Here is a 14,881-nt window from a genome sequence, read left to right as displayed (position 1 = left end):
CCTTATTCCCCCAATTACTAATTCGCAAGAGTCTGTAAATTTATTTAATTCGAATAATAGCTGAATAACTAATGCTTGTAAAGGCATTTGTTTGCATTTAGCTCGAATGTAATCTCTGTCACCCCCTATTTATATAACTTTTTTTATCCGTGCCTTCACTTTGTCCACTTTTTTTGCTATACTTATATGGTTACTCTTGCTAACTATTATCCTTGTTAACTATTAAGGGAGGTATTCCAATTAAATCATCACAAAAGTTTTTTCATCAGCTCATCCTTTTGTATCGTCCATTTGAGAACCGCTTAAATATTGAATTAAATAAGCATGAATTACACCGAGCACAGTGGACTATTTTATATTATTTATTTCACAATGGCTCTTCAACAAACGTTGAAATCGCTCATTATCAAGGAGTAGAAAAACCAACAATAACAAGAACAATTAGTAGCTTGGAAGAAAAAGATTATGTCAAGCAAGTAAAAGGTAAGGATAGACGAGAAAAACGAATACAGCTTACACCAAAAGGTATGGCCGTGTATGAATCTGTTCGAATCACCATTGACGAATTTGAGGAAGAAATATTAACAGGAATATCGGAACAGGAACAACAGGAGACTATCCGTATATTGGAAGCAATACGGAAAAACATCATGAATTAAGGAGATATGCACGTGGAACAAGCAAAAGCAAAACTGTGGACGAAAGACTTTATCATCATATCGTCTGCGAACTTTTTCTTATACTTAGTATTTTATTTATTACTAGTAACAATGTCAGTTTACGCTGTAGAAGAATTTCATGTATCTGAAAGTCAAGCAGGTTTAGTGACAGGTATATTCATTATTGGAACGTTAATTGGACGATTATTTATTGGTAAAATGATTACAACTATCGGAAGTAAGCCGATGCTTTATACTGGTTTAATCTTTTTTATTGTAACTTCCTTTCTCTATTTTATAAAACTAGGGATTGTCTTCTTACTAATTAATCGCTTTTTACAAGGAATCGCCCTTGGCATGGCAAGTACTGCAACAGGAACCATTGTTGCACAAACTATTCCCAACGATCGGAAAGGAGAAGGGATTAGTTACTATAGTATGAGTGTTACACTAGCAACAGCTATCGGACCGTTCATTGGGATTTTTATGAGCCATCATACAAGTTATCAAATTATCTTCGGTTTCTGTCTTGCGTTAGGTATTATAAGTTTTATTATCTCAACCCTTTCAACAATCCCAGATAGTAAATTACCGAAAGAAAAAGTACCCTCTAGTGCATTTAAAATTTCTAATTTTATCGAGCCTACTGCACTACCGATTGCCCTTGTGGTATTCATTCTATCGTTAGGGTATTCGAGTGTTCTATCTTTCATTAATTTCTATGCCATCGAAATTAACCTAGTGGAAATCGCCAGTCTATTTTTTGTCGTCTATGCTGTCGCAATACTTGTTTCCAGACCGTTTTCTGGCCGCTTAATGGATGCTAAAGGTGCTAATTCCATAATGTATCCAGCATTTATATTAAATGCTGCAGGACTACTCCTTTTAAGCACAGTAGAAAATAGTATACCATTACTATTAGCAGGTGTTCTAATCGGTCTAGGCTATGGGAATATGCAATCCACAACACAAGCTATTGCTGTTAAGGCAGCACCACCTCAATCTGTGGGGTTAGCTACATCAACCTATTATATTTTCCTTGATGCTGGATTAGGATTTGGTCCTTATTTATTAGGTCTTATTATCCCGTACATGGGTTATCGTAAGTTATATATGGTAATGGGCTTTCTGGTCTTATTTACAACCATTATCTATTATCTAATGCACGGAAAAAAAGAGCGTAACAAAGTAAAAAATATAAACCATACGGTTAAGGGGTAAACAAATTCGTTTATCCCCTCCCACCTTTTTATATGGTTTAAATAATAAGCAAAAGAAAAAGCTATCACATCTTTAATTTGTGATAGCTTTTTCATGAAAAATACTACCTTATCTTTCCATTACAGCGAAATAGTTTTCTTCATCATCCGCAAAATTGAAAACTCTACCATTGGGTAGTTCAACTATTTCCCCAACCTTTACATTTTTACTAGATAAATTTCGGTATAATTGATTGAAATCCTTCGTAAAAAACATCAGAGATGGTGTTCCCAAATTTAATTCTGGTTCCATTTTATCCACCTGTTCCTTATTATGGAGCACAATACTTGTTTCTGTATTATTCGAAGGGGCAATCTCAATCCAGCGGAAGCCTTGCCCATCATCCTCCTCTGCAATGACATGAAAACCAACCTTCTCCGTCCAAAACGTTACTGCAGCATCCTGGTTGTTCACATACAGCATTATTTGACCAACTTGATTAATCATCTGGCATCCTCCTCTCTTTTTGTAGATCTTCTATTAAGACTAATATAGAAATACGCTCATCACCTGTAAAGCTAAAAAGTACTACATGAGAAAAAATAAACTATCCTCTTTTTAATCCGTACTCTTTTAGCATTCGAATTAACTCCTGTAAAGCTTTGGTTTGATATGGGGATGCGGTAATGATTGAAAAGTTTCTTGTGTATGGCAAGCCTTCTACCTCGATTATTTTCATATTGTTATGAAGAAGTTCTTTTTGAACCGCAATCTCTGATAGCAAACTAACCCCAAGTCCGGCAATTACTGCTTCTTTTATCGATTGGGTGCTACTAAATACCATTAAATTGGTAGGTCGAATCCCTAATCGCTGGAATATTTTTTCCCCTGCTTCCCTAGTCCCAGAACCTTCTTCTCGTAATATCCATGTCTGCCTCTCTAATTCACCTAAATCTATGGTTCCTTTGTTCTGTGTCAACGAATTATTAAAAGAAGCAACAATTACCATTCTATCCTCCAAGAAATCTTCTTTCTCTAGTTGACTATCCTCCTTTATATTCCCTTCTATGATTCCAATATCTATCTGATGACCTTTTACTAGTTCCGCAATTTTCTCCGTGTTTTCAATCGTTACAGAGGGGTGAACTTCTGGATAGGACTTTTTCATATTGGCAATTACATGTGGAAGAACATATTCGCCAAATGTATAACTGGAACCAATTGACAGTACTCCACTTACTTTATTCGTGAAATCCATCAAAAGGTTCTCCATTCTTGCGTATAATCCAACGATTTCCTTTGCGTGATGATACACAATCTCACCCGCTTTATTTAATCGGACATATTTATTCGTTCTATCTAAAAGCTTCATACCTAAATTGTCCTCAAAGGTACGTATATACTGACTTACAGCTGGCTGTGTCATATGTAATTCCTCAGCTGCCCGCGAAAAGCTTTGTTTTTCCACCACAGAAATAAAAACTCGAAGCTGTTGATCCAACTTACTAACACCTCAACTATCATTCATAATTGGTTACTTATGATTATTATAACTTATATTTATTTCTCTTATAGAAGTAATTTTATTACACTTATTATTGAGGTGATATTATGGCTCTAGCAACTAGTAAAAAATTATATCCCCTAATGACTTGGTCACTGGGGGTTTGCTTTACTTTTTTGATTGCTCTACTTGGATATTTATTAGCGTTAGTACCAGGATTTAATCAGGTTGGACAGCTCGCATGTGCAATCATTATTGCTGTTCTTTACCGACAAATCTTTCGTTATCCAGAAATTTTACGATCAGGAATTGCTTTTTCATCCAAGCGTTTATTACGTGCTGCTATAATTTTATACGGTCTTAAACTTAATATAAATACTGTTCTAAGTGATGGAATCGGGCTTCTAATAAGAGATGCTTTGGTTATCATTTTTGCAATCCTTTTAACAATTTGGATAGCAAAGCTTTTAAAGGCAGACTATATGATTTCCTTATTATTAGGAGTTGGGACAGGTGTCTGTGGTGCAGCAGCCATTGCATCCATTGCACCAATTGTAAAATCAAAGGATGAGGATACTGCTATTAGTGTAGGAATTATTGCGTTAGTAGGAACTGCTTTTGCCATTATGTATACTATTTTGCGTCCATTTCTCCCATTGGATGCTATTCAGTATGGAGTCTGGTCCGGTAGCAGTTTACATGAGGTTGCCCATGTTGCATTGGCTGCTGCACCTGGTGGCGAAAACGCACTAGCAATTGGACTTCTTGCCAAGCTAGGACGTGTATTTCTCTTAGTTCCACTATGCTTCATCTTTATCTTCTTGATGAAGAGAAAAAATAAACATTCTGATACACAGGATGCCAAAATAGAATTTCCATGGTTTCTATTCGGTTTTATTCTATTAAGTATTCTTGGAAGCTACGTTTTTGGTCATTCCATTCCAGTTTCTCAAGATAGCATGAATATAATTTCTTCCATAACAACCTGGTTACTTACGGCAGCCATGGTAGGGCTAGGGCTCAATGTGAATTTGAAAGATTTGCGTTCAAAGGCTTTAAAGCCACTAATTGCAATGCTCATTACATCTGTTGCACTATCAATCTTGTTGTACTTTACTATTTAGCGATCAATCCTCTCGAGTAAAAGGCACGAGAGGATTGATCCCTTTACAATCATTTTACACACAGTACATCAAGACTTAATTATTTTTCAATATAATTATTACTAGTTTGAACTTTATGTACTATAGCTTAAAAATTTGAGAAAGAGGTCATAATAGAAAACAATTTGTAAAATAATTAACGAAAATGTCATTTACTTCTTGACGGTTGTACATATTAATCTATACAATTTAATAGTTAGTGTCATACTAAAACATCTTAGGAGGATTAAAAAGCGTGAAAAAGATATTATTGTCTTTAATGGTCATTATGTTTATTGCTGTACTTTCTGCTTGCGGAAGTTCGGATGATTCTTCAAAGGATAAGAATTCAGACGACAACGGAAACAAAGTCATCGATAAATTATCCGTTGGTTTTGTTCCCTCAAGAGAGCCTGAAGAAATTATTACTGCAACAGAGCCTTTAAAAGAACTTCTAAAAGAAGAGCTTAAAAATCAAGGCTATGATGTAAAGAATGTAGATATTACAGTAGGTACAAACTATGAGGCAGTAGGAGAAGGACTTTCTGCTGGAACAATCGATATTGGCCTTATCCCTGGTGGTACTTATGTATTATATGATGATGGTGCAGAAGTTGTCTTAACAGCAACTCGTGCAGGATTAAGCATTGATTCTGATAATGCAAAGGACTGGAATGATAATAAACCAACTGAAGCTTCAGATGAGCAGGTTACTTACTACCGTGCTTTAGCAATTGCTGGTCCTTCTAAAAAAGGACAAGAGCTAGCTGAGAAAGTAAACAATGGTGAAGAGCTAACTTGGGACGATTTAAATAGCGCTAATTGGGCTGTAATGTCATCTTCATCACCAGCTGGCTATATTTACCCAGCAATTTGGTTAAGTGATAATTATGATAAAACGATTACTGACCTTGATAAAGTAGTTCAATCCGATTCATATGGAAGTGCATTTGCTCGCTTAGCTGCAGGTCAAATTGATGTTGTAGTAACATATGCAGATGCTAGACGTGATAATGAAGACGCATGGAAAAATGACTTCAATCGTGAAAAGTCTATCTGGGATGAAACAAATGTTATTGGGGTAACACCTGGAATTTACAACGATACTATCAGTGTTAGTAAAAACTCCAAGATCATGGATGATGATCTAAAAGCAGCAATTCAAAAAGCATTTATGAATATTGCTCAAACAGATGAAGGAAAAGAAGTTATCTCCATCTATAATCACGAAGGCTATCAAGAAGCAAAATCTTCTGATTATGATAATGAAAGAAAAGCACAAGAAATTGTTAGAAATCTAAAATAATCTGTTAAATAATGAAGCCAATGAGGTTGTTTCATAGCAAGGTCTTCCCGTTTAGAGGGATACCTCTATGAGACATCCTCATTTTTGAGAAGATTGGAGAACCATATATGATTGAATTTATCAATGTTGAAAAAACATATGGCAATAATGTAAAAGCACTACAGGATATTAATTTAAAAATAGACCAAGGAGAGTTTGTTGCTATTATTGGTCTTTCTGGAGCAGGTAAGTCAACATTAATCCGCTGTATCAATCGTATGCATGATATAACTGGTGGAAGCTTAATCGTTGATGATATTGATGTTAGCTCCTTAAGAGGAAAAGAAGTTCGTAAGTTTCGTAAGCGAATTGGAATGATATTCCAATCATTTAATCTTGTTACGAGAACATCTGTGTTAAAAAATGTACTAGTCTCCTTTGTTCCTGAGCTACCATTTTGGAGAAAATTAACTGGTGTATTCTCCAAAGAGCATAAAACGAAAGCACTTACTGCTTTAGATCAAGTCGGTATTCTTGATAAAGCATATGTCCGCGTTGATCAATTATCAGGTGGCCAACAGCAGCGTGTTGCACTAGCACGTACATTAGCCCAAAATCCTGATATTATTCTCGCAGATGAACCGATTGCTTCCCTTGATCCTGTAACTGCAAAACAAGTAATGAATGATTTTAAACGAATCAATGAAGAAATGAACATTACTGTTATTATTAATATCCACCATGTCGAGATTGCACTTGAATATGCTAATCGAATTATTGGTGTTCGTGATGGAAAAGTCGTATTTGACGGAAAATCAGCAGAAGTAACTGAAGAAGTATTAGATTACATCTATAAAGGCCAAATAGAAAAGGAAACTATGTCACAGGATAAAGGGGAATAGAAAATATGTATGATAAAATTTTTCCTCCAAAAAAGATAGCCCTTCCGAATGGTAAGGTCGTATTGGAAAAAAGATCCCGTGTCCCCGTTATTTTAGTCCTACTTCTGATAGCGGCTTATTTTTCAATCAAATTTACTGGATTTAGTTTATCCGTTTTAGCTGAACGGTGGAATGAATTTTTCGTTATTATTATAGACATGATTCCACCAAAATGGGACTATACGCCTCATATATGGAAACCACTACTTGATACAATTAAAATGTCGTTACTTGGTTCAGTTCTAGGTTCCATTGTTGCAATTCCTATTGCATATCTCGCATCCACTAATGTTGTGAAAAGCAAAATAGTTGTTGCGATTACAAAAGTTTTCTTGAGTATTTTAAGAACGATGCCAACACTAGTAACCGCATTAATTGCTACTTTTGTTTTTGGTCTAGGAACATTAGCTGGTACCGTTGCAATTTTTATTTTTACAGTGGCATATGTTGGTAAGCTATTGTATGAGCAAATTGAAAATGTAAATATGGGTGCATTTGAGGCAATGGAGTCACTCGGTATGAATCGAATACAAGCCTTCCGCTATGCAATTTTCCCACAGGTTTTGCCAAATTATTTATCCACATCCTTGTTCTGCTTCGAAGGAAATGTTCGATATGCTGCTATTTTAGGATATGTTGGCGCAGGTGGAATTGGATTATTATTAAATGAAGGGTTAGGCTGGCGTGATTATGCAAGCGTTGGAATGATTCTATTAACACTAGTTATTACAGTATTTATTATTGAAAGAGTCAGTGAACACTTCAGAAAAAGGTTAATCTAGAAGGGGAACAATATTATGGATACAATTGAAAAACAGCTAAGTGCATCACCAAATAATAGACGGTATCTACTTGTTGTTACAACAATATTATTGGTATTGTTTATTTGGTCTTTTACAGCAATTAATTTGCAAAATGTTGAGGAAAGCGGATGGAAGATTGCTACTAGCATCCTTTCAGGTATTGTACATCCTGATTTAGATTTATTGCTAACCTTTACAACACAGGGAGTTCCATATTTACTTGTCGAAACAATAGCAATCGCTTTTTTAGGTACTATTATTGGTTCAATACTAGCCATCCCGCTAGCGTTTTTGTCAGCATCTAATGTAGTGCCATCTCCAGTCGCTTGGGTAACACGACTATTGCTTATTATGATTCGAACGGTTCCTGCCCTTGTATATGGACTAATGTTCATTCGGGTAACTGGCCCTGGTCCTTTTGCCGGTGTCCTAACAATTGCATTAGTTTCCATTGGGATGTTAGCAAAGTTATTTGTCGATGCTATTGAGGATCTTGACACGAGCATTCTGGAATCGATGACCTCTATCGGATGTACAACATTTGAAAAAATAAGATTTGGTATCGTACCACAGCTATTCTCTATGTTCTTATCAACCATTATATATCGATTTGATATGAACCTTAGGGAGGCTTCTGTACTTGGTTTAGTAGGTGCAGGAGGAATTGGTGCCCCACTAATTTTCGCGATGAATTCTTATCGTTGGAATGAAGTTGGATCAATTTTAATTGGCTTAGTAATTCTCATTCTTATTGTTGAATTATTATCCAACAATTTACGTGGAAAACTAGTTCGTGGTTAATAATATTTAATTAACTTCATCGATTTTGACGCTAAAGCTTAAGAGGCATCCCTACTATAGGGATGCCTCTTAAGTGTTTTATCCAAGTATATTTTTACTTAAATAAAATAAAATCCTATTCCCATTATTGTATAAGCAGCGAGTAAGATAAGACCTTCAAACCAGTTAGTGTCACCGTCAATCGTTAGCATGATGATTAATAGTACACTTGTCACCATACTTATTAGCTCTGGCCAAGTAAAAACCAGTGGCATCGTGGTACTAAATAATAACGAGAGTAATACTAGTATTGGTAACACGAACATCGCTACTTGAAGTGTTGAACCGATAGCAATTTCAATAGCGACATCCATTTTATTTTTGAATGCCATTATGATTGCAGAAGCATGTTCTGCAGCATTTCCTACAATAGCAACAATAATGATACCAATAAATAATTCAGACCACCCAAAGGCTTGTCCAATATCATCGAAAGTACCAACTAGATGCTCTGAAATAAATGCTACCGCAATCGTTGCAACTGCTAGTACAATAATTGCCTTGAATCTCCCCCATTCAGGTTCTTCCTCTACTTGTGCATCCTGCTCCCTTTTATCATTACTTTGATATACCCCACGATGCGTTACAAATTTAAACAAGAGCGCGGCAAAATATAACACGATTAATATGATGGAAATCCCAATACTTAGCCCCATCGTTTTTTGCTCATTCATAGCACTTGAAAATACTTCTGGAACCACAAAAGCAATAATCACCGCAAAAATTAATAATCCTGCATTATGCCGAGCCTCATGAATACTGAATGATTGCCGTTTATATTTTAGACCACCCACAAAAAAAGAAAGACCTGCGACTAAAAGTAAGTTACCTATAACCGAACCAGTTAACGACGCTAGAACAATCCCCACTAGCCCTGCTTTCAATGAGAAGATTGAAATAATTAATTCAACTGCATTTCCAAACGTTGCATTAAGTAACCCGCCAATTCTTGGGCCCATTACAATTGCAAGGCTCTCTGTAGCTCTTCCAATTAGTCCAGCTAAAGCAATAATCGATAAACAGTAAATAATAAACATAAGTATGGATGGCCATTCTAGGAACGCACCGATCAGGGATACAGGAACACCCACAATAACTGAAATAGTAAAGATCTTATCCATCAACATTATCTCCACCTTCTTGTGCCTGAATAACAATATATTACCCAATTCACTCGAATTTATATCGATAGTTAACCAACCATTACTAATGGTGCTACTTCCAAAAAATATAGTTTAGTGTTAAACTATTAGTGTATTTAGTTTAAAACTAAACCATTTTCAAGGAGATGACAGCTTCTGGATTATTTACAGGATAAAGTAGTTAATTATTACTGTTAAAATTGGTTGTTGCCTTGTCAACGTGAAGAATATGTTATTGGTACGATTGTTATAAGAAGAATGTCAATAACCATTAAAGGAGTAATAAGTTGAAACAAACGAATATCTTTAAATTAATTCATGCTATTGAACAAATGAATAATGAAAATATTATTCAATTTACAAAGGAATTCCACTATCCTTTAGGAATATCTCCTATCCTCGTATTAGCAGAATTGCAGACGAAAGGCCCACAAAAGCAAGTGGAGTTGGCAGACACAATTGGCTACACAAAAGGTGCTATGACACATATTGCAACGAAATTAGTTCATCTAGAGTTGATAGAGAAGACCTATGATGAATCCGACAAACGTGCTGTCCAATTAGAAATTACGACGAAAGGATCTAAGGCATTAAAAGAAGCACAGGCTATTGGCAAAAAAGTATTTATTGAGCTTTTTGAAGTTCTTTCTGAAGAGGAAATCGAGCAATATTTGAACATTCAAGAAAAGCTAATGAAAGGAATTCAAGCAAGAAAAAACAAAAACAAATTTTAACTAACAAGGAGAACCTTAAATGACAAGATTAAATGGAAAAATCGCAATTATTACTGGCGCAGCTCGTGGAATGGGTGCCTCTCATGCACGACTATTTATTAATGAAGGTGCAAAAGTTATGATAGCAGATATATTAGAGGAAGATGGACAGGCATTAGCAAGAGAGCTTGGTGAAAATGCTAAATTTGCAAAACTAGATGTAACAAAAGCAGCAAATTGGGAGGAAGTTGTTTCCCAAACCGAAAAGGAATTTGGGCCAGTAAATATATTGGTAAATAATGCAGGAATTAGTATGAATAAATCCATTGAGGAGATAACAGAAGAAGAATATAGGAGGATCGTTGATATCAACCAGATTTCTGTTTTCTTAGGGATGAAAGCTGTCCTACCATCTATGAAAAAAGCTAATGGAGGTTCCATTGTGAATATTTCTTCTATAAATGGACTAGTCGGTGGAGCTATTGGCTACACAGATACGAAGTTTGCTGTTAGAGGTATGACAAAGGCCGCTGCACTAAACTTAGCTCATAATGGTATTCGTGTTAACTCCGTTCACCCTGGAGTGATTGAAACACCTATGATATCCCAAGCAGATTCTAAGGATATTATTAAAGAATTTGCCAAACATATTCCAGCAGGAAGAGTGGCTAAACCAGAGGAAGTTTCAAACTTGGTCTTATATCTTGCATCTGATGAATCAAGTTATAGCACTGGTTCAGAATTTGTTATTGATGGTGGTTTAACAGCTCAATAACAAGATAGGTTTTGTCTAATTAATTAACCCCGAACCACCTTACCGTGATTCGGGGTTAATCATATGCTGCTTCATTCTTTTTCCGGGAGGAGAATCTTATATCTCGATGTACTTTGATCCAGATCAACATGGATATGTTTTGTTTGGGTATAGGCTAGCAGGCCCTGAATACCTAATTCTCTCCCTATCCCACTCTGTTTATAGCCTCCAAATGGTGCAGTGTCTGCTAATAGATGATATGCATTTATCCATACCGTACCAGTTCTCATTCGTTTTGCAACACTTACGGCCCTCTTATTATTTTTCGACCAGACACCACCAGCTAATCCATAAATCGTATCGTTAGCAATTTGAACTGCTTCATCATCTGTTTTGAATTTGATTACCGATAATACAGGACCAAATATTTCTTCCTGTGCTATTCGCATATCATTTTTAACATCAGCAAAAATAGTTGGCATAATCCAGAATCCTTTTTCGAATATACTACCGGTCGGCCTTTCACCACCTAGGACGAGTCTTGCCCCCTCCTCTTTACCAATGCGAATATATTCTTCAATTTGATCACGTTGTTTTCTAGAGATAACTGGTCCCATCCCTGACTGCGGCTGGAATGGATCACCTACTTTTATCATTTTAGCGCGTTCAACTAGTTTATTGATTACTTCATCATAGATACTCTCCTGTACAAGCAGCCTTGTCCCAGATTCACATACCTGTCCACTATGGTAAAACGTACCAAATAGTGCTCCATCTATTGCTACTTCTAAATTAGCATCGTCTAAAATAATATTTGCTGATTTTCCTCCTAATTCCAATGTCACAATTTTCACATTGGTGGAAGCAAGTTCCATCACTCGTTTACCAACAACCGTTGAACCAGTAAATGCAATCTTATCGATTTGTGGATGTTCGGCTAAGGTTTCACCAATTACTGCACCTGACCCTGGAATAATGTTTAATACACCCTTTGGCAATCCAACTTCGTCTACAATTTTAGCTAACTCAAGCATTGTTAAAGGTGTTTCACTAGCTGGCTTTACAATTATGGTATTCCCAGTTGCTAGTGCTGGAGCAATCTTCCAAATGGCAAGACTAAACGGGAAGTTCCAGGGAACAATTCCAGCACAAACGCCAATCGGTTCTCGTTCTATAAAATTATAGCTAAAACTAATTGCTTCCTCATTCGGAGTAATTGCTTCATAATGATAATCCGTTTGACATAGTTTTGCAAAATGACGAATCGTACGGACGGAAGAATGAATCTCTCCTTTTGCTTTTATAATAGTAGAGCCTGACTCCTGTACATGTAGCTTAGTCAAGGCATCTATTCGTTCCTCCAGCTTATCGGCAATTTGATATAAATAGGAAGCTCTCTGAGAAGCCTTAAGTCCACTCCAAGACCCATTGTCAAAAGCTATTCGTGCATGTTGTATTGCTTCTTCCGCTTCTTCTTTCGTTGCTTTTACACAGCTACCTACTACCTCTTCCGTTGCTGGATTCAGTACAGTAATTTTTTCTCCTGAGGATGTATCACGAAATTCACCATTCACATACATTAAATAATAATTGTCCACCTAATCCCTTCTTTCCATTCCATTTGGTTTTAGAATCTACCCCAACTAATGTTTTATTCGTTTGAATATATGGAAAGAAATAGATTTAACATACGAATTATTTATAGTCTCTTAACTTCAGATTATTTCCTAGAAAATCAATAATTACAGAAATAATTATTCCAAAAGTATACCGAATCAAATCTACATACAAAAAGCCTTTTCCTAAGATTAATCCAAAGAGCCATTTATTCCTAATCTGATTAATCCAATCCGCCTGATACAATTGGCTAAACTCAATTCCAAAACTAAACAACATACTTAAAATAAAAGCAAATAACATACTCTTATTCAAAAATAAAACACGGAAACCGAAATAGACCATCATCGCCCACAACATATCCCCTGTATTCTCTGCAATAAATCCCGGTAGAGAATCAGAAAATCTTCTTGAGGCTAAGCCTAAAGCAATCGTAAGTGCAACTGCTAACAAATAAACATACCTATTTTTTCTTTCTTTTAAAACATCCAATGAATTACACTTCCCCATCCTCTATTTTGCTTATTCCTAATCTTACTATCTATCATTTAATTCTATCATTCTTATGTGGCTTTATATTCATTATTATTATTCTCCTTTAAAGAGTAGCTTCCATTATGATGATGGTAGTTTTCTTTATTTTCTGTTTGCTTTCAATTATATAGATTGTTATGTTAATAGAGACAAGAATTAGAGAAAGGACAATGTATATGGGGAACAAGGAAAAAGTGCTATCTCTACAAAATTTAACAATGAGCTATTCAGAGAAAAATGTTTTAACAGGGGTAAATTTAGATGTCTATAGTGGGCAGATCATTGGGTATATTGGTCCAAATGGCGCTGGAAAAAGTACTACGCTAAAAATTATGCTTGGATTAATTAATGGTTATGGTGGAAAGGTTGAGATCTTTGGTCAAGATATTGCAATCAGTGACCAATCATTCAAACAGAAAATTGGTTATGTACCTGAAAATGCAGAAGTTTACGATACGCTTACCGCAATGGAATATTTAACCTTTATCGGTGAGCTATATGGTTTGAATCGAGAAAAAGTAGAAGTAAAAGCAGAAAGACTGTTAGAAGAATTTGGTTTACATGAGGTAATGCATTCACGAATATCTTCCTTTTCAAAAGGAATGAGGCAGAAAGTTCTTATCCTATCAAGTTTGCTACATAATCCAGATTTACTATTTCTTGATGAGCCACTTAGTGGATTAGATGCTAATAGTGTAATGATTATAAAAGACTTGCTCGAGGAGCTTGCTAACCAAGGCAAGACGATATTTTACTCTTCTCATATTATGGACGTAGTAGAAAAGATAAGCACTCGCATTGTCTTATTGGTAAACGGTCAAATAGCTGCAGATGGCACATTTGATGAATTAAAAGAAAAGAGTAAAGAAGGTTCGCTAGAAGGGATATTTAATCAGCTTACTGGATTTGATCAACATAAGCATACAGCAAAAAAAGTTGTCTCCATTGTAATGGAGGATGATGACAATGCATAATTTCACTTCACTCAAGATTCTAGACTTTTTCCAGCCACTTTTTCGTACGATGAAAATAGACTACCCAACAATGAGGAAAATTCTAGAAGTCAAACTAACCATGGATCAGCGACGAGTACCGACCATACTTAATGATATGTCTAAAAAGAAAAAAGAAGGAAAAAACAACTTTCTCTTGTCACTATTGATATACGCATTTTATGGTCTAATGTTAGTTCCTTTTATTTTTCTTGGGGATAGCTATATGTTCCAGATTAGCATCATGATTGGTATATCCATGTTTATATTAATGACATCCTTGATTTCGGACTTCTCCTCTGTTCTATTGAACATCCGCGATAAAGCGATACTAAATACAAAACCAATTCATCCGCGAACCCTAAGTGCTGCAAAAATTGTTCATATAGCAATTTATTTGGGCCTAATTACAGGTGCATTTATAGCTATACCATCCGTAGTGATGATTTTCACGAAAGGTATCGTATATTTTCTTCTATTTCTAGTGGAAATTATCTTATTAGGCCTCTTTATTATGGCATTTACAGTGCTCGTATATATGTTTATATTGCGTTTATTTGATGGAGAAAAACTAAAAGATATTATTAATTACGTACAAATACTGCTTGCTATTGGAGTAGTAGTTGGATATCAAATCGTCATCAGGCTATTTGATTTCGTTGATCAGGAATTCATTTATGATTTCAGCTGGTGGCATGTTCTTATTCCGCCAATTTGGTTTGGAGCACCATTCGAGCTCTTATAAAACCAGGAAT

At 35.7% G+C, this 14,881-nt stretch carries 16 protein-coding genes; 11 read left to right on the top strand and 5 right to left on the bottom strand.

Annotated features, from left to right (window positions below; genetic code table 11):
• Positions 1–278: 278 nt before the first annotated feature.
• Positions 279–659, top strand: coding sequence for a MarR family winged helix-turn-helix transcriptional regulator (locus HNR27_RS04465; RefSeq protein WP_429338910.1), 381 nt, complete (start codon positions 279–281; stop codon positions 657–659).
• 12 nt (positions 660–671) lie between these two features.
• Positions 672–1,880: an MFS transporter gene (locus HNR27_RS04460; protein WP_212919041.1), complete on the top strand. Its 1,209-nt coding sequence runs from the start codon at positions 672–674 to the stop codon at positions 1,878–1,880.
• 108 nt (positions 1,881–1,988) lie between these two features.
• Here HNR27_RS04460 and HNR27_RS04455 read toward each other — a convergent pair whose 3' ends face one another.
• Together HNR27_RS04455 and HNR27_RS04450 are read right to left on the bottom strand one after the other, a co-directional pair.
• Complete coding sequence (locus HNR27_RS04455) at positions 1,989–2,366, bottom strand: VOC family protein (RefSeq protein ID WP_212919040.1); 378 nt, start codon at positions 2,364–2,366, stop codon at positions 1,989–1,991.
• 100 nt (positions 2,367–2,466) lie between these two features.
• Positions 2,467–3,360 carry a LysR family transcriptional regulator gene (locus HNR27_RS04450; RefSeq protein WP_429338909.1) on the bottom strand — a complete coding sequence of 298 codons (894 nt, stop codon included), beginning with the start codon at positions 3,358–3,360 and terminating at the stop codon, positions 2,467–2,469.
• Between the two features lie 110 nt (positions 3,361–3,470).
• Between HNR27_RS04450 and HNR27_RS04445 the strand changes: the two genes are divergently transcribed.
• The 5 genes from HNR27_RS04445 (at position 3,471) to phnE (HNR27_RS04425) (ending at position 8,335) form a co-directional block, all read left to right on the top strand.
• Complete coding sequence (locus tag HNR27_RS04445; RefSeq protein WP_429338908.1) at positions 3,471–4,487, top strand: YeiH family protein; 1,017 nt, start codon at positions 3,471–3,473, stop codon at positions 4,485–4,487.
• Between the two features lie 298 nt (positions 4,488–4,785).
• On the top strand, positions 4,786–5,811 hold the full coding sequence (locus tag HNR27_RS04440; protein ID WP_429339193.1) for a phosphate/phosphite/phosphonate ABC transporter substrate-binding protein: 1,026 nt from the start codon (positions 4,786–4,788) through the stop codon (positions 5,809–5,811).
• A 107-nt stretch (positions 5,812–5,918) separates the two neighbouring features.
• Positions 5,919–6,692, top strand: coding sequence for a phosphonate ABC transporter ATP-binding protein (gene phnC, locus HNR27_RS04435; RefSeq protein WP_212919037.1), 774 nt, complete (start codon positions 5,919–5,921; stop codon positions 6,690–6,692).
• A 5-nt stretch (positions 6,693–6,697) separates the two neighbouring features.
• Positions 6,698–7,513 carry a phosphonate ABC transporter, permease protein PhnE gene (gene phnE, locus HNR27_RS04430; protein WP_212919036.1) on the top strand — a complete coding sequence of 272 codons (816 nt, stop codon included), beginning with the start codon at positions 6,698–6,700 and terminating at the stop codon, positions 7,511–7,513.
• Positions 7,514–7,528: 15 nt separating this feature from the next.
• Positions 7,529–8,335: a phosphonate ABC transporter, permease protein PhnE gene (phnE, locus tag HNR27_RS04425; protein ID WP_212919035.1), complete on the top strand. Its 807-nt coding sequence runs from the start codon at positions 7,529–7,531 to the stop codon at positions 8,333–8,335.
• 98 nt (positions 8,336–8,433) lie between these two features.
• On the opposite strand, the gene cax is transcribed toward phnE (HNR27_RS04425), so the two are convergent.
• The gene (gene cax / locus HNR27_RS04420; RefSeq protein WP_429338907.1) at positions 8,434–9,495 is read right to left on the bottom strand and encodes a calcium/proton exchanger; all 1,062 of its coding nucleotides are present in this window, start codon (positions 9,493–9,495) and stop codon (positions 8,434–8,436) included.
• Between the two features lie 308 nt (positions 9,496–9,803).
• Between cax and HNR27_RS04415 the strand changes: the two genes are divergently transcribed.
• Both HNR27_RS04415 and HNR27_RS04410 read left to right on the top strand, forming a co-directional pair.
• On the top strand, positions 9,804–10,250 hold the full coding sequence (locus HNR27_RS04415) for a MarR family winged helix-turn-helix transcriptional regulator (protein WP_212919033.1): 447 nt from the start codon (positions 9,804–9,806) through the stop codon (positions 10,248–10,250).
• Between the two features lie 19 nt (positions 10,251–10,269).
• Entirely contained in the window at positions 10,270–11,004 is a 735-nt protein-coding gene (locus tag HNR27_RS04410; protein WP_429338906.1) for a glucose 1-dehydrogenase, read from the top strand.
• Between the two features lie 71 nt (positions 11,005–11,075).
• Here HNR27_RS04410 and HNR27_RS04405 read toward each other — a convergent pair whose 3' ends face one another.
• Positions 11,076–12,581: an aldehyde dehydrogenase family protein gene (locus HNR27_RS04405; protein ID WP_429338905.1), complete on the bottom strand. Its 1,506-nt coding sequence runs from the start codon at positions 12,579–12,581 to the stop codon at positions 11,076–11,078.
• 97 nt (positions 12,582–12,678) lie between these two features.
• Positions 12,679–13,092: a ribosomal maturation YjgA family protein gene (locus HNR27_RS04400; protein WP_429338904.1), complete on the bottom strand. Its 414-nt coding sequence runs from the start codon at positions 13,090–13,092 to the stop codon at positions 12,679–12,681.
• A gap of 218 nt (positions 13,093–13,310) precedes the next feature.
• Between HNR27_RS04400 and HNR27_RS04395 the strand changes: the two genes are divergently transcribed.
• Complete coding sequence (locus tag HNR27_RS04395) at positions 13,311–14,108, top strand: ABC transporter ATP-binding protein (RefSeq protein ID WP_429338903.1); 798 nt, start codon at positions 13,311–13,313, stop codon at positions 14,106–14,108.
• On the top strand, positions 14,101–14,871 hold the full coding sequence (locus HNR27_RS04390; protein WP_429338902.1) for a hypothetical protein: 771 nt from the start codon (positions 14,101–14,103) through the stop codon (positions 14,869–14,871). Before HNR27_RS04395 ends, HNR27_RS04390 begins: the two co-directional genes overlap by 8 nt.
• Positions 14,872–14,881: the final 10 nt, after the last annotated feature.

Source organism: Ornithinibacillus bavariensis (assembly GCF_050433565.1).
Classification (GTDB): Bacteria; Bacillota; Bacilli; order Bacillales; family Amphibacillaceae; genus Ornithinibacillus; species Ornithinibacillus bavariensis.
This window is presented reverse-complemented; position numbering and strand designations above follow the sequence as displayed.

Excerpts from the sequence above, each read along its gene's own strand:
- HNR27_RS04455 (WP_212919040.1), bottom strand. The coding sequence starts at position 2,366 with ATGATTAATCAAGTTGGTCAAATAATGCTGTATGTGAACAACCAGGAT.
- HNR27_RS04445 (WP_429338908.1), top strand. The coding sequence starts at position 3,471 with ATGGCTCTAGCAACTAGTAAAAAATTATATCCCCTAATGACTTGGTCA.
- HNR27_RS04440 (WP_429339193.1), top strand. The coding sequence starts at position 4,786 with ATGGTCATTATGTTTATTGCTGTACTTTCTGCTTGCGGAAGTTCGGAT.
- phnC (WP_212919037.1), top strand. The coding sequence starts at position 5,919 with ATGATTGAATTTATCAATGTTGAAAAAACATATGGCAATAATGTAAAA.
- phnE (WP_212919036.1), top strand. The coding sequence starts at position 6,698 with ATGTATGATAAAATTTTTCCTCCAAAAAAGATAGCCCTTCCGAATGGT.
- phnE (WP_212919035.1), top strand. The coding sequence starts at position 7,529 with ATGGATACAATTGAAAAACAGCTAAGTGCATCACCAAATAATAGACGG.
- cax (WP_429338907.1), bottom strand. The coding sequence starts at position 9,495 with ATGGATAAGATCTTTACTATTTCAGTTATTGTGGGTGTTCCTGTATCC.
- HNR27_RS04410 (WP_429338906.1), top strand. The coding sequence starts at position 10,270 with ATGACAAGATTAAATGGAAAAATCGCAATTATTACTGGCGCAGCTCGT.
- HNR27_RS04395 (WP_429338903.1), top strand. The coding sequence starts at position 13,311 with ATGGGGAACAAGGAAAAAGTGCTATCTCTACAAAATTTAACAATGAGC.
- HNR27_RS04390 (WP_429338902.1), top strand. The coding sequence starts at position 14,101 with ATGCATAATTTCACTTCACTCAAGATTCTAGACTTTTTCCAGCCACTT.